Below are 14,289 nucleotides of genomic sequence, written 5' to 3'. Positions count from 1 at the left end.
TCCTTGTTTATTTTCTGTTTATAATATGTATTAGTTTTTGCAGGATATAAACAGATAATACTTATATGTCCGCCTAAAAACCTATTTCATGGAAAAGGATATTACTATAAGTTTGGTTTGCATAATAGTAGCCACTCCATGTTAGGAAAGGGCTTTTTTCATTTCATTTTAGATTGGTAAGGGAAGGTTTAATGAAACGAAGTTTCAACCGCAAACGGGAACTCTAATACGCTTATCATTACAAATAACATTTCGAGTGTGGCGGTGGAAGTGCTACTCATTGAATCTGAAGGCGAAGCCCATGTTATGGTGATATGCACCCCCACTATCAAGAAGCTATCATTCAATACAAATAAGCCTCTCTATGGTTGGGAGAGGCTTATTGTAAGGGAACTTTATTAACTGTTAGGCTTATTATTACTGCACTTTCTCTGGTCACGCAGTGGTCACAAAATTGGTCACATATGGTCACGAAAAAGTGTTTTCTCTACCTATTATCCATTTTTATCCTTCTTCCTAAAAACCACAAAACCCTTATATATCAACGTTTCTAATGAACATCGACGGCATCAAACCAGACGGAACAAGCGAACCTGTCTTCCGTAATGGGGATTGGGCGTTTTAATTAAAACGTTGATATAGAGGCTTTTCTAAGGTCTAAAACCTTGAATGGAATATAAGAAAAAAGGAGAGTAATCATGATCGGCTCTCCTTTTTTACTATTCATATGGGTAGTCAGAATTGGCGACTCTTACTCGGAACGTTCAAGTTTAGATGGCTTTCGTTGTCCATGATTCTACGTCCCAAATATCTGTTACCACGTCTTGGTAAAAATCAGGTTCATGTGAGATAAGGACCACGCTTCCCTTATACGATTTCAAAGCTCGTTTTAGCTCAGCTTTTGCATCTTTATCCAAATGGTTGGTTGGCTCATCAAAAACAAGGATATTGCTTTCTTGGTTAAGGAGCTTACATAACCGGACTTTCGCTTGCTCTCCACCACTTAATACGGATATTTTACTTTCAATATGTTTTCTAGTTAACCCACATCTCGCAAGAGCAGCGCGTACCTGTCCTTGGCTTAACTGAGGAAACGTATTCGATATTTCTTCGATGCACGTGTTTTGATTTTCCGTTTTCACTTCTTGTTCAAAATACCCAATATACTGATGTTCACCGCGTTCAAGTGAACCAGCAAGAGATCTTATTTCTCCGAGCATGCTACGAAGGAGTGTAGTCTTACCAATCCCATTCGCTCCAACTAATGCCACTTTTTGTCCACGCTCTATATAAAGATTTAACGGCTTTGATAGTGGCTCATCGTACCCAATGACAAATTCTTTCGTCTCAACAATTAATTTACCTGAGGTTCTTGCTTCTTTAAAGTTGAAATCAGGTTTTGGTCGTTCCTGTGCTATTTCAATAACATCCATTTTATCGAGTTTTTTCTGTCTCGACATGGCAAGGCTGCTGGTAGATGCCCTTGCCTTATTACGGGCTACAAAATCTTTTAAACTAGAAATTTCTGATTGTTGTCTCTTAAAGGCAGCTTCAACTTGTATTTTTTTAGCTTCATAGGCAATAAGGAAATGGTTGTAATCACCCACGTAGCGATTTAATTTCTGATTTTCTAAATGGTAGATCACATTTGCAACGCTATTAAGAAATGGAATATCATGAGAAATTAATAAAAATGCATTATCGTATTCTTGCAGGTAACGTCTTAACCACTCAATGTGTTGTTCGTCTAAATAGTTTGTAGGCTCATCTAAAAGAAGAATATCTGGTTTCTCAAGTAAAAGCTTGGCTAATAAAACCTTCGTTCGTTGCCCACCGCTTAAATCATGAACATCTTTTTCTAATCCTATACCATCAAGTCCAAGACCACGTGCCACTTCTTCTACCTTAGAATCAATCATATAGAAATCATTATTTGTTAATATGTCTTGTAATGTACCAACTTCCTCTAACAACTTTTCTATTTCTTCAGGTGTAACGTCTGAAATCTTTTCATAAATGGTATTAATATTCGTTTCAACGTCAAAGAGATATTGAAAAGCCGTTTTTAATACGTCACGGATTGACATTCCCTTTTGTAAAACCGTATGTTGATCAAGATAACCGACTCGTTGATGCTTTGACCACTCTATTTTTCCATCGTCAGGCTGAAGTTGCCCTGTAATGATATTCATAAACGTCGATTTACCTTCGCCGTTTGCCCCAATTAAAGCTATATGTTCACCTTTTAACAAGCGGAAAGAAACATTATCAAAGATCGTACGATCGCCAAATCCGTGGTTTAGGTCTGTAACCGTTAATACACTCATATATTTAACCTCATTTAAATTTCATTTTATTTTGTTTCGTTTAGTTTAGGAAATAACTATAAAATCGTTCATATGATTGTTATAGTTCAATATTGAACTATAACACAGAAAATGGAATAGTTGAATGGAATAAATTTGGAAACGAAGGGACGGTTCTTACAGGGGACAATCGGAAGTTTTGCGCGCAAAAAGGCACGATAAGCGGTTTTTAGCTGCTTATTGTGCCTTTCTCTATTCTTGAGTTTACGTAAACGTCAAGTAGCCCAAATACACGATGAAAATTGTGTTTTCAGGACTACTTGACGTTTACTTCCCTTTTTATCGGCACTTTGCATATGGAAGGTAAATCCGTTGACCAAGGTAAGACTTGATCTATTTCTTCTTTATTCGTTACATCCATATTTGGTAGCGTTTCAAATAAATAGCGAAGATAATGATACGGACTTAAACCGTTCTCTTTTGCCGTTTCAACGACACTATACATGATGGCGCTCCCTCTAGCACCTCGCGCTGTATTGGAGAACATCCAATTTTTTCTCCCAATCACAAACGGTTTAATGGAACGTTCACTTCTATTATTATCGATTTCTAAATGGCCATCTAATAAAAAAGCTTCAAGGTGATTCCATTGATTCAAACAATAAGTGATGGCTTTTCCTAGAGCGCTTTTGGGTAGGTCTTGGTCTTTTTGTTCATAAAGCCATGCTGAAAAAAGGGCTGATCCTTAGGTTTGAGATCCCTCTTTTTTTATGGTCACACAAGGAATAAGCTGTAAAAAAGAAGCGACCGCGTTATCCATCTATTATTTTAATTCTTCGCAGCAACTCTGTACCGTAGAATTTCGTAATCGCTAAATATTCACGTATATACGATTTTACTAGAACAACTTTTGGTGTGTCTGCGGCAATTCCCGGAAGTTTCAATCCTTGACTCGCAGCAATTTTCTCAGCTCTGTAAACATGAAAGTCATTTGTGACAAGAAAACCTTTCAGGACACCTTCTGGAATAAGCTGTTTTGAATATTTTATATTTTCATACGTACTTGTCGAACGGTCCTCCAAAATGATTCTTGATTCATCAATTCCATATTTCAGCAATCCTCGTTTCATCGCTTCTGCTTCGCTAATTTCTTCACCATTTCCTTGACCACCAGATACAATCGCAATCGTAGACTTGTTTCTAGTTAAATATTCTGCCGCCATATTTATTCGATATTGTAAAGCAAGAGACGGAACAGTGCCCTTCACTCTTGCACCTAACACGATTAAATAGTCAGCATGATTGGGTGCTTCTTTTTGAATGGCTTGATGAATATTTATGTGTAGGAAACCCATATATGTGACACCTAGTATGGCAACGATTATAATAATATTATTGAATTTCTTCATCTTACGCCCTCTATTTTTTGAAAAACCAAGCTTCATTACATGACAGTCCCTTCAATTATTAATTTGTAAATATCATCATTTCCGCTTTTCACCTTTGGTTTTTTCTTTCATTTAAAAGTTTCATTTTCTCTGAATAGGAAATCTAATCGAGTGCCAATTATTTAAACAGAATAGTTCATTTACGAAATGACCGAGAAAAGGTTTCGGCTTTTTCCAAAACAAAAACTTGTCACTAAGGACAAGTTTTACATTCGTTTATCCACTAAATATTTGATTGATTAATAGCGTGGTGATGTTGCTTAAAAAAATCATATTAGCTATCTTCACTTTGCTTGTATCATTGAACGCCACTCTCTATAAATACTTTCCGATTATTTGCATCAAGTTTTGTAAACGTTCCAAGTGGAATAGCCACATGTGGGGTGCAATGACCAATCTGAAAACCTGATACCGTTGGTTTATTAGCTAGTTTAATATAATGCTGTAGAACTTCAGCCAATGTAAGTGTTAAGGTACGTGTCGTCTCACATTCTTTAAAGTCGCCTACTAATATCCCCGCTGCATCAGATAATTTACCGCTCATGTACAATTGGTTCAGCATTCTATCTATTGAACGGGGTTCTTCGTGAATCTCTTCAATAAATAGCAGTTTACCTCTTGTATCTATTTCAAATTCCGTACCTAGCGTACTAACTAACAAAGATAAATTTCCACCGATCACAAGTCCACTTGCTTCACCTGGTATTTCAGTTACAAGCGGTGAGATTGTCTCATCATATACAAATGGCTGTGATTCAAACAATTGCAAAAATCGTGATTTAGTTACAGGATCAATTGTTACACCAGCCAAATCAGAGCTTAGCATCGGACCATGAAAAGTAACAAGTCCTGCTTTTTGAAAAAATGCGTTATGCAAAAAAGTAAGGTCACTATATCCCCAGAAGATTTTCGGGTTATTTCTAATGATTTCATAATCGATTTGAGCAGCAATTCTTGGTGTTCCATATCCGCCACGCGCTGAAAAAATGGCTTTTATACTAGGATCAGAAAACATACTGTGCACATCTTCCACTCTTTCTTCATCACTGCCTGCTAAATAACCATATTGGCATTCTATGTTTTTTCCAAGCTTACAATTTAAGCCCAACTCAGTAAAAAAAGAAAGAGCTTGTTTGACTTTTTCTTGATCTGGAGGACTTGCTGGAGCAATGACTCCTACTGTATCCCCTTTTTGAAGGCGCGCTGGTTTTATCATGTTCATGTTGATCCTCCTTCACATTCTTCTATTACTATACGTATTACACAATTACCCTTTGTATGAAGATTAAGGAGGCGAAGCTTTGTTAACTTTAGGTCTGTCATCAAATAACATGAAATCTAAGTTGAATCAGAGAAAAAATAACAAATTCCGTAACTCATTAGTTTTTTTCTTAGATCAAATGAAAAAACCTAATAAACATAAAGTCTATTAGGATTAGGCGAACATAACTAAATCGTTCAATTAAAGTTGTTCCATGCTCTCCTTCCTTTTCCATTTCATTACAGGTGAATCCTTTCCGCTCAATTCCGCCTTCTTATCCCAACTATCTTTTTCAGAGCCATCCGCAGGGACCCGATCCGCTTCATCAATGAGCCATTTTTTTCTTTTAACATCATAATTCAAGCTATATGTGCGAATCTCTTTATAGGACATATCTTCATACCTATCGATGCCTCGAATCTTGAACTTATTATTATATGCAACAAAAGCTTCGACATCCGCAGTCCATTCATTATGAATTTGATTAATATCCAAATCGTCAAGATTTACAACTGTTCCCGAATGCTGCATTTGAATTTCATCCACGTATTCTTCTAATTCAGCAAATTCTGATTCAACGTTGACTAATGCAAGACCTTCTAGAACCGAGTCCGAAACATTGGTAAAATGTTTTGCCTCAAATTCGTTTGTATAATACATGACAAAATCTTTATTAAAGGTTTCTACTGCGGAAATGACATCCTTTTGAATTCGTTGATCACTTTGGGCTATTTTTTCGTCATCGATAAGCAAGCTTACTTGATTGCTGCCTCCCCAGACATCTACTTTTCTTTTGTCTATAAAAGTACCCAGCTTATTTTTCACGGTCACATTAATTTGATAAGCGCCTGGAATAACCGGGCCATATAATTTCTCTTCTTTGTCTTTTTTAAGCGTATCGTTGGATTTCTGGATGGAAAGATGAATTTCATCGTCTTTATGCTGACCAGTTACCTTGATGTAAGCCGTCTTAACTTTAAACTTATACTCTGGGAATAAACCCCATTTTTTTCCGGACTCAACCAAACTAATTTGCTGGTTGGTTGTCTTGAATTCTTTCTTTTCCACTTGTTTATCCAAGCTTTCTGTTATCACCTGGTAGCTATTATTATTTGCATTTAGATAAGCAACCAGCGCTTTCAAGGATGCATCATTTATAACAGCCCTTTTATCATCAGCCATTATCCATTCCTTAAGCTGTTTGGGCTTCTTCTGCTCAACAGCTTGTTCAAAGACCTCCACAGCTTGTTTCGGTTTGTTACTTTGCTGGACAAAAAGGACTGTGGCCATGATGACGATCATCAGAACAAAGACTGCCGGAATTGCATATAACCACTTTTTATTCACATTGTTCACGGCTCCTTAGTAAACTGATCCTTTTACAAAAATCTTATCTAAGCTATCCCCATATTTATTAACCGGGTCGATTGTCCATTTCCCATTCTTTTTCATAAGAGAAACTTCAATTTTTCTACTGCTGGACTTCATTTCCATTGAATCTAGGATTATGTCAAATTTAGATAGAACGTACTCATCGATTGCCTTTTCATCATAATTGCCCGTTTTATCTCGGAATTCTTTTTGATATTCATACACTTCTTGATACAATTCCTGTAACGGCAGTGTCGTTATATCAAACGCAACGATAGCTTTATCATTGGCATATGCTGCAATTGATGACGTGACCACTGCTTTTTCTGCTAAAATATCACGATAGCTAATGTATAGTTTGTCGATTTCCTCATCTGTTAAGTCTTTTTTAAATAATTCCTTCACTTCGGTTTTGAACGTATTTTTCGCCGCTTCCTGCATAGCTGGTTTATCGGCAGATACGAATTGTTCGTAATCATTGTTTTCCTTTTCGTAATAGATTTGATCGACATAGGCTGTGAAGGCTTTCGCTGGATCTTGAAGTGTTTCATAACTATCTGCATATTTCTTCGTATCAAGCTTAAGTATCAGCTCATCATTATCTTCTTCAAAGTTACTAGAAATCGGATTCAATCCGATTTCATATTCCTTATCCTTTTCTACTTCGAAGATAGCAAGAAATGATTTTGCCTTTCCAGCACCGAGATTCCCGCTAGTGCCGATATTTAAATCTATTTTTCGATTATACAATTCTGGCTTTATATTGATCTGTTGGTCTCCATCATACAATTTAACCCCTTCATATTCTGAAAGAAGTATCGATGAATCCGATAGATTCTTTATCTTTAATTTCACGGCAATTATTCCTTGATCCTGATTTTCAGGCATGCCATACTCAATATCTGGAACGATGTAAGATGCTTCCTCAATTGATGCTTCTAATTGCTTATTTTTGTTCTTCCCCTGATTTTTGTCCGCAGATGCCTTTTCATCTGTACCTGAGCATGCTCCTAAAACAAAAATGAGGCCTATTAAAATCAATAAAATGGTACCTTTTTTTTTCATGGTTTTATCTCCCCTCAAAAATTGTCTTCCACCATGGTATCTGTAAATCATTGAATCTTAATTAAAAAATCTGGAATTTTTTGTTCGTTTATCCATTATTTTTCATCCTACCATAAGTTCATTTTATTAAAATGCCTTTTTTAAAAAATCGATCGTTTATCCTGTCTTTTCCAAATTTCCGATTCGTTAATCTAGGAATTTTTGCTCAATTATAGGAATTTTTGAAAGAGAAAAACCACCTATCACTTTACATAAAATTACATTTCAACTGATTTATCTATGCCTTTCTCCATGTCTCATAGATTACGACCAATGAAAAAGCATCCATCCTTCGATTAGCTGGTATCAAGAATTTAATTCCATCAGCCATTAATTGATTTTTAGTTCGCATTTTCCCCTCCCCCTTTTACGGATTCTATAGAGCCCTACAAATCTAATATTGCCGTGTTTTAGCCGTATAAAAAAAGAACACCTCTTAGAGATGCTCAAATCTTGTTTATGTTAAATTCACGCTCTTCCTTGTTCCCTAATTTTTTGGTTTTTCAAGATTGGGAATCTTTTCTTCTCCGTCACATCGATTTGGGTAATTTCACCTTCATGAACGGTAATGTTAAGAGAACCGAACTCAAGATCCTTGAGACTTGATATAATATACTTTAATTTTAATTCATCAATGCTTCCCATTCGAATCTCCCCCTGGTTTTTGGATATGAAAAAACCCCTTCCCAAAAATAAGAAGAGGTTAAGCAACAAAACTGTACTTTACTCTTCTTATCTGTCAAGCTTTCGCTTGCTGGAATTGGCACAGTATTACAAGTCTGCTGCCGAGGTATCTTAGGGCCAGTCCCTCCACCTCTCTTGATAAGAAAGTTGATTATTAGTTACATATAGTGTAAATTCACAAACAGTTTTTGTCAATTATTTTACCTATTTTTCCTAGGTGATAAGTATGAATTATACTTGTATTTTTCATACTCTTTTTAATCACCACTTCTCCTTCATTTCCCCTTGTAATTAGATGACATTAGTTAAATTTGATTCAAGATTATCTTCTTCTCTGTTTATTCTCTTAAAGAATCTCTTCGTTCTTTCTTCTTTAGGATTATTAAAAATAACCGTCGGGATTCCTTCCTCGACAACTTCACCTTGATCCATAAACACGATATAATCTGAGACATCTTTAGCAAAACTTACTTCATGTGTCACAATAATCATCGTAATCCCTTCATCCGCAATCCGCTTAATTACCTCAAGAACCTCAAAAACAAGCTCTGGATCAAGTGCTGATGTTGGTTCATCTAGTAAAATCACCTCTGGATTAAGCGCAAGTGCCCTTGCAATACCTACCCGCTGCTGCTGACCTCCAGAAAGCTGAACTGGATAAGCATTCGCTTTCTCCGTTAACCCAACTTTTTCTATCACTCCCATTGCCAATTTCCTTGCTGTTTCTTTTGGCTGTTTCTGAACAATGATCAATCCTTCCATCACATTTTCAATGACGGTTTTATGCTTAAATAGGTTATATTGTTGAAACACCATGGCTGTTTTTTTCCGAAGTGTAAGAATTTCTTTTTTATTGACCTGTTTACTGTTTACCTTAAAATCATCAACTATTACTTGACCCTCATTAGGTCTTTCTAGAAAGTTGATGCAACGAAGTAACGTTGTCTTCCCAGATCCGCTAGGTCCAAGTATCGAGACAACCTCTCCCTTATTTACTGTAAGATCAATTCCTTTTAACACGAGTTGATTTCCGAATGATTTCTGGATATTTCTTAGCTGTATCATGCTACACCTCCTCGATTATAAACCGTGACTCTTTTTTCCAATAATGCAGTAACTTTTTCTGAGATAATCGTTAAGCCCCAATAGATCAAGGCCGCTGCGATATAGGCTTCAAGAAATTTCAAGTTATTTGAAGCAACAATGTTGGCAGCACCCGTTAATTCTTTTTGCGAAACGATAAAAGCAATGGACGATGTATGCAAAAATCCGATAAAGATATTACATAGATTAGGAAGTGAAACTGCAATAGCCTGTGGGAAGACAATTCTTCTCATCGCTTGAAAGCCCGTCATTCCAATTGATTCAGCTGCTTCTAACTGTCCTTGATCAACTGCCAATATACCTGCTCGAATAATTTCTGACATATAAGCGCCAGCTGTCAAGGATAATGCCATTAAAACAAATAACAGAATCGGAATGGAAGTGGATTGAATGGACCAATGAAACGTTTCAGCCATTTTGTCAATAAGAAGTGGTAAGCCCAAATAGATCAGCATAATATGCATCAATGCCGGCGTCCCTCTTAAAAATGATACATAGAAATTGGCCAAACGATATATTCCTTTTACTTTCCGAATTCTAATTAACGTAATTCCAATCCCAATAAGAAAACCAATCATTAACGGAACCAAGGTAATAATCATCGTCAATGGTAGTGCTTTGAATATTTCGGTTAATGCCGTAAAAATAAATGGAATATCAATTTGCATAATTTCTGATCTCCTAATTATTTTGTATCTACCGCCAAGCTTCCTTCAAACCTTTGTAGCTTTTTCTCTGAAAGTGAAAACCCTTTTTCCAAGCATATAACAACACCGTAATAGATAATCGACAATGTAATATATACTTCGAGTGCGTGTAGAGAAGAAGCAATGAGCGTATTTCCTCTTCCTACCATATCCATTACACCAATTGTAAAAGCAAGCGAGGTATCTTTTAGAGAGCCTATCACTGAATTTGCGAAATTCGGAAAAGCCATAACCAATGCCTGAGGCAAGATAATTCGCACCATCATTTGTTTTTCATTCATGCCAATTGAATATGCAGCTTCAGTCTGACCTTTTTCAACTCCGTTAACGGCTCCGCGGATAATTTCTGCGAATGATGCACCACAGCTTAGCCCATATGTGATAGCTACAAATAATAATGGATTTGCACGAGATACATCAATATGAACGAGTGCTAAAAGTGTCGGAAGTCCAAAGTAGATTAAGAAGAGCTGAATTAAGATTGGCGTACCCCTCATAAAGGAAATATAAATGAGAGCTAATTGATTAAAGCCTGGCACTTTATAAATACGAATTAAAGCTATCACTACACCAATTACTAGTCCAATTACTACTGCAGCGACTAAAATCAACAAAGTAATATGAAGGTACGAAATTAATTTTGGAAAAAAGTCTACGATTAGGGTTATGTCCATCTATGCATCCTGTACCTTTCATGAGATTGTTATTGCTCCGAGTAATCTGCTCCTAGCCATTTTGTACTTAATTTCTTTAATGTACCATCAGCTTTGATCTCTTTTAGCGCACCATCAATTGCTTGTTTCAAATCTGATTCATCTTTTCTTAACATGAAGTAAACCTTAGAGTTTGAAAGCACGTCGCCGACCACTTTTTGTTCGGCATCTGCCTGTTCATTTTGGAAATCAACTGCAAATGGAGTACTTATTGTCGCGTCTGCACGACCATTCTTAAGTTGTGTGATTGTATCTGTACTGCCACTTCCGCTGTAGACAATTTCAATTTCATTGCCATGTTCTTTGTTATATTTATCAAGCAATATCGCTGAATTACTCGTAGCACCTACAATCGCTTTCTTGCCTTTTAAATCTTTAATTGACTTAATCGATTGATTATCTTCATGTACAACTACTTGAAGTGGGAACACGTTATATGGCTCATCATTAAACAAGAACTTCTGCTGTCTTTCTTCATTTACTTCCATTTGGTGAGCGATGAAATCGATTTTGTTTGTTTCTAGACTTAATAATAGAGATGAAAATTCCATCGTCTTAAATTCAAATTCATACTCTTGAAGACGTTTATCGATTTCTTTGACAAGTTCTACATCATATCCTGTCAATTTACCATCATCATCTATAAAGCAAATATTAGGAAATTGTGTACCTGTTCCAACGATTATTTTTTTCACCTTTGAATCAGAACTTTTTGCTTCCCCCGCAGATTGAGTACTATTTGAACCACAACCTGCCGTTACGATAACTAGTAGTACGCCTAATAAAACCAACAATCGTTTTTTCATCTCGTAATCTCCTTCACCTTAAACCATTTATTTATAGAGCCATAAGATTAATTCGTTGCTCGAACATCTTCCCGTATTTTCGTTTTGTTATCTGTGTACTCAGGTATCAATTTTTTCCTCATAAATACACCATTTTGTCCGTCACCATGATTTGTTTCGAAAATTTGTTCATACCCTCTTCGCTCATACATTGAAACAAGCCATGGATGTTTCGGTGACGTACCCAAACCAACAGCCGGCTGATTCAGCTGATCACGAATAACCACTTCTTCTACCCAATCCAAGATTTTCTTCCCATATCCCAATCCTTTATAATCAGGATCAACTGCAAACCACCAGACACAGGTTAAATCAGAAACTTCAGCAAATGTTCTAACAGTTACTGTAGCTATAATCACCCCATCCTCTTCTAAGACGTAGCAGGAAAAGTCCGTAATGTTTTGTTTAACTAACTCAATATCCGCTGTTGCTGCAGGCCATTTTATATCCAGCTCTCGAATCGGTTCGTACGCTCTCAAAGTTACATACAATAATCTTTCTGCATCATCTAAATTTGCTAAACGAATAATTTCCGTCATATGATCCACCCTTCCTAATTCCCCATTGTTATTTATTTGTTACTTCTACTCTTTCATTTCAATTCTAGATGACCTCATAGTTATAAAATACTCAACGGATAATCCTCCTTCTTTAAAACGAAAGGCACCCACTATTCAGCGAACGGAATAGTGGGTGCCTTTAGTTGTCTAATCGGCGCCTTTAGTTAAACTAATTAATTCATATAAGAAAACTTGGTTTTTATAATAATACTTAATATAATTCAGGTTTCACACTATGTCAATATAAAACGTATTATTTTCTGAAAAAATTGTTTTATAACCTTTATCGATTTATCACTTTACCAAACTAAATTATTTAAGTATAATTTAAATACAGAATGATATTGATTAAGGATAGAATATGGAATAAAGTGAAACTTCCTTCAGTAGGAGTTTTCCTTCATCCCCACTGATGGTTAGCCCCGTTCTAGTGTCGCTAAATCTTCGATAAAGCGACACTACGAACCCGATTGGTTCAACTAAACCTTTGAAAATCACAAAGGTAAGTTTCACTGTATCTCACCAATCGGGCTTTTACGGGCAGTTTATCCCCCACCTATCTTCTTTGTTCCTCTTAAGCTTGAGGTGGAGGGGTCTTACTGCCCGTTAATGCGGGACAAAAATAACTACATGTGATTTTCAATATAACATCAGGAATCAAAACAATGGAGAGGTCGTTTTATTATGAATCAAAAAAAATGGGGACTGTTTATATTAACAGCTTTTGTAATTGGAAATATGGTAGGTGGTGGAATCTTCATGCTTCCTGCCAACCTTGCGCAAGTATCAAGTGCACTTGGGGCAACACTTGCATGGGGCATCACTGGAATTGGTGTATTAATGATTGCTCTTGTGTTCGGTAATTTAGCCGTCAGAAAGCCTGATCTTAAGGCTGGACCACAAAGCTATGCGCAAGCTATTTTTTCTTCTCCTAGTAAAGGAAGAGTTGCTGGCTATAGTATGGCTTGGGGATATTGGGCAGCTAACTGGGCGGCAACAGCCTCTGTAATCATTGCATTTGCAGGGTACTTATCTACCTTTTTTCCTGTTCTACAAAGCACAAAAATTATCTACTCCACGGACAGCTTTAACCTTGAACTTGGTAAAGCCTTAACGTTTGCAATCTGCTCATTGGCCCTTTGGGGGATCCATACAATAACAGTCAGCAGCTATAACGGAGCTGGTAAAATTAACTTTATTGCTACACTTACAAAAGTTCTTGGCTTTGCTTTTTTTATCTTTGTCACCCTATTCATCTTTGATTCTAGCAACTTAGCAAGCGGTGGTGGATTCCAAGATTCACAAGGAACGGCTCTATCTTTAGGCAGCCAAATTAACGCAGCAGCCATCTCTACTCTATGGGCATTCATTGGCGTTGAAGCTGCAGTGATGCTATCTAATCGAGCAAAATCACAAAGGGACGTAAAGAAAGCTACAATACTAGGTCTCATTATTGCAGTTGTGATTTATATGGGCATCACCCTTTTAACAATGGGCGCACTTCCGCAATCCGCATTGCGTGAATCTTCCCGTCCCCTTGTCGACGCTCTATCAGGAGCGATTGGGAATGAAGGTGTCTATTTAATGGCAGCACTTGCCATCATTTCCCTTCTAGGTTCTACGATTGGATGGGTCATGGTCAGCTCTGAGGTGCCTTATCAAGCAGCCAAAGTGGATTTGTTTCCTGCTTACTTTGCAAAAACAAATCAAAAAGGAAGTCCCGTACGGTCATTAACGATAACAAACCTGATGACTCAGTTGTTCTTATTTTCAACCGTTTCAGGAACCATTACGGAAGCCTACAGTTTCGCCATGGTTGTAGCAACACTGGCCTATTTAATTCCCTATCTTGTTTCAGCCATCTATCAATTGAAACTAGTCATTACTGGGGAAACATATGATATCATCAAAGGCTCAAGGGTTCGCGATGGAATAATCACTGCCCTTGCCTTAGTTTATTCAATATGGGTGATTAAAACAGGAACAGCAAATATGTTCACCTTTATGTTAGGTATTGGCTTGTTTGTCATAGGTTTATTGCTTTATCCATTTGTGATGAAGAAGCGAACGATTTAAGTGTGAGGTTGCCCTTTGGGACAACCTCTTTTTTCATAACCCAATTAATTGAGTAGAGCCATAAACCTTGTTTTCGCATTTTTCCATAAATACGGTTATCTTGTAAAATA

Annotated in this window: 12 protein-coding genes, 1 pseudogene and 1 riboswitch; of the genes and pseudogenes, 1 reads left to right on the top strand and 12 read right to left on the bottom strand. The window is 36.8% G+C overall.

Features of this window, described 5'->3' with window-relative positions:
* Positions 1 to 770: 770 nt before the first annotated feature.
* From JNUCC23_RS07145 to JNUCC23_RS07090, 12 genes and pseudogenes are all read right to left on the bottom strand, one after another.
* The gene (locus JNUCC23_RS07145; protein WP_062181876.1) at positions 771 to 2,327 is read right to left on the bottom strand and encodes an ABC-F family ATP-binding cassette domain-containing protein; all 1,557 of its coding nucleotides are present in this window, start codon (positions 2,325 to 2,327) and stop codon (positions 771 to 773) included.
* Between the two features lie 295 nt (positions 2,328 to 2,622).
* A pseudogene (locus tag JNUCC23_RS07140) lies at positions 2,623 to 3,039 on the bottom strand (IS66 family transposase); the annotation flags it as partial.
* A gap of 79 nt (positions 3,040 to 3,118) precedes the next feature.
* Entirely contained in the window at positions 3,119 to 3,715 is a 597-nt protein-coding gene (locus tag JNUCC23_RS07135; RefSeq protein WP_454215004.1) for a YdcF family protein, read from the bottom strand.
* Positions 3,716 to 4,052: 337 nt separating this feature from the next.
* Entirely contained in the window at positions 4,053 to 4,970 is a 918-nt protein-coding gene (locus JNUCC23_RS07130; RefSeq protein ID WP_403073987.1) for a S66 peptidase family protein, read from the bottom strand.
* A 246-nt stretch (positions 4,971 to 5,216) separates the two neighbouring features.
* Positions 5,217 to 6,362 carry a TcaA second domain-containing protein gene (locus tag JNUCC23_RS07125; RefSeq protein ID WP_403072963.1) on the bottom strand — a complete coding sequence of 382 codons (1,146 nt, stop codon included), beginning with the start codon at positions 6,360 to 6,362 and terminating at the stop codon, positions 5,217 to 5,219.
* Positions 6,363 to 6,377: 15 nt separating this feature from the next.
* Positions 6,378 to 7,451 (bottom strand): DUF5105 domain-containing protein, encoded by a 1,074-nt coding sequence (locus tag JNUCC23_RS07120; protein WP_454215002.1) that lies wholly within the window; start codon positions 7,449 to 7,451, stop codon positions 6,378 to 6,380.
* A gap of 507 nt (positions 7,452 to 7,958) precedes the next feature.
* Complete coding sequence (locus tag JNUCC23_RS07115; protein ID WP_172796842.1) at positions 7,959 to 8,135, bottom strand: YezD family protein; 177 nt, start codon at positions 8,133 to 8,135, stop codon at positions 7,959 to 7,961.
* A gap of 84 nt (positions 8,136 to 8,219) precedes the next feature.
* Positions 8,220 to 8,319: riboswitch (SAM riboswitch) on the bottom strand.
* Between the two features lie 146 nt (positions 8,320 to 8,465).
* Complete coding sequence (locus tag JNUCC23_RS07110) at positions 8,466 to 9,239, bottom strand: amino acid ABC transporter ATP-binding protein (RefSeq protein ID WP_403072956.1); 774 nt, start codon at positions 9,237 to 9,239, stop codon at positions 8,466 to 8,468.
* Complete coding sequence (locus JNUCC23_RS07105; protein WP_454215000.1) at positions 9,236 to 9,946, bottom strand: amino acid ABC transporter permease; 711 nt, start codon at positions 9,944 to 9,946, stop codon at positions 9,236 to 9,238. The genes JNUCC23_RS07110 and JNUCC23_RS07105 overlap by 4 nt, the downstream gene beginning before the upstream one ends.
* Before the next feature lie 17 nt (positions 9,947 to 9,963).
* Positions 9,964 to 10,659, bottom strand: coding sequence for an amino acid ABC transporter permease (locus JNUCC23_RS07100; protein ID WP_454214998.1), 696 nt, complete (start codon positions 10,657 to 10,659; stop codon positions 9,964 to 9,966).
* A gap of 29 nt (positions 10,660 to 10,688) precedes the next feature.
* On the bottom strand, positions 10,689 to 11,504 hold the full coding sequence (locus JNUCC23_RS07095; RefSeq protein ID WP_454214996.1) for a transporter substrate-binding domain-containing protein: 816 nt from the start codon (positions 11,502 to 11,504) through the stop codon (positions 10,689 to 10,691).
* A 47-nt stretch (positions 11,505 to 11,551) separates the two neighbouring features.
* Positions 11,552 to 12,082, bottom strand: coding sequence for a GNAT family N-acetyltransferase (locus JNUCC23_RS07090; protein WP_454214994.1), 531 nt, complete (start codon positions 12,080 to 12,082; stop codon positions 11,552 to 11,554).
* Between the two features lie 705 nt (positions 12,083 to 12,787).
* Between JNUCC23_RS07090 and JNUCC23_RS07085 the strand changes: the two genes are divergently transcribed.
* Positions 12,788 to 14,179 carry an amino acid permease gene (locus JNUCC23_RS07085; RefSeq protein WP_454214992.1) on the top strand — a complete coding sequence of 464 codons (1,392 nt, stop codon included), beginning with the start codon at positions 12,788 to 12,790 and terminating at the stop codon, positions 14,177 to 14,179.
* Positions 14,180 to 14,289 lie beyond the last annotated feature (110 nt).

It is taken from the genome of Peribacillus sp. JNUCC 23, from assembly GCF_053653995.1.
Note: the sequence above shows the minus strand (reverse complement) of the source record. Positions and strands in the feature narration are given on the sequence as shown.

Coding starts and splice junctions, on each gene's coding strand:
- JNUCC23_RS07145 (WP_062181876.1), bottom strand. CDS start 2,327: ATGAGTGTATTAACGGTTACAGACCTAAACCACGGATTTGGCGATCGT.
- JNUCC23_RS07135 (WP_454215004.1), bottom strand. CDS start 3,715: ATGAAGAAATTCAATAATATTATTATAATCGTTGCCATACTAGGTGTC.
- JNUCC23_RS07130 (WP_403073987.1), bottom strand. CDS start 4,970: ATGATAAAACCAGCGCGCCTTCAAAAAGGGGATACAGTAGGAGTCATT.
- JNUCC23_RS07120 (WP_454215002.1), bottom strand. CDS start 7,451: ATGAAAAAAAAAGGTACCATTTTATTGATTTTAATAGGCCTCATTTTT.
- JNUCC23_RS07115 (WP_172796842.1), bottom strand. CDS start 8,135: ATGGGAAGCATTGATGAATTAAAATTAAAGTATATTATATCAAGTCTC.
- JNUCC23_RS07110 (WP_403072956.1), bottom strand. CDS start 9,239: ATGATACAGCTAAGAAATATCCAGAAATCATTCGGAAATCAACTCGTG.
- JNUCC23_RS07105 (WP_454215000.1), bottom strand. CDS start 9,946: ATGCAAATTGATATTCCATTTATTTTTACGGCATTAACCGAAATATTC.
- JNUCC23_RS07100 (WP_454214998.1), bottom strand. CDS start 10,659: ATGGACATAACCCTAATCGTAGACTTTTTTCCAAAATTAATTTCGTAC.
- JNUCC23_RS07095 (WP_454214996.1), bottom strand. CDS start 11,504: ATGAAAAAACGATTGTTGGTTTTATTAGGCGTACTACTAGTTATCGTA.
- JNUCC23_RS07090 (WP_454214994.1), bottom strand. CDS start 12,082: ATGACGGAAATTATTCGTTTAGCAAATTTAGATGATGCAGAAAGATTA.
- JNUCC23_RS07085 (WP_454214992.1), top strand. CDS start 12,788: ATGAATCAAAAAAAATGGGGACTGTTTATATTAACAGCTTTTGTAATT.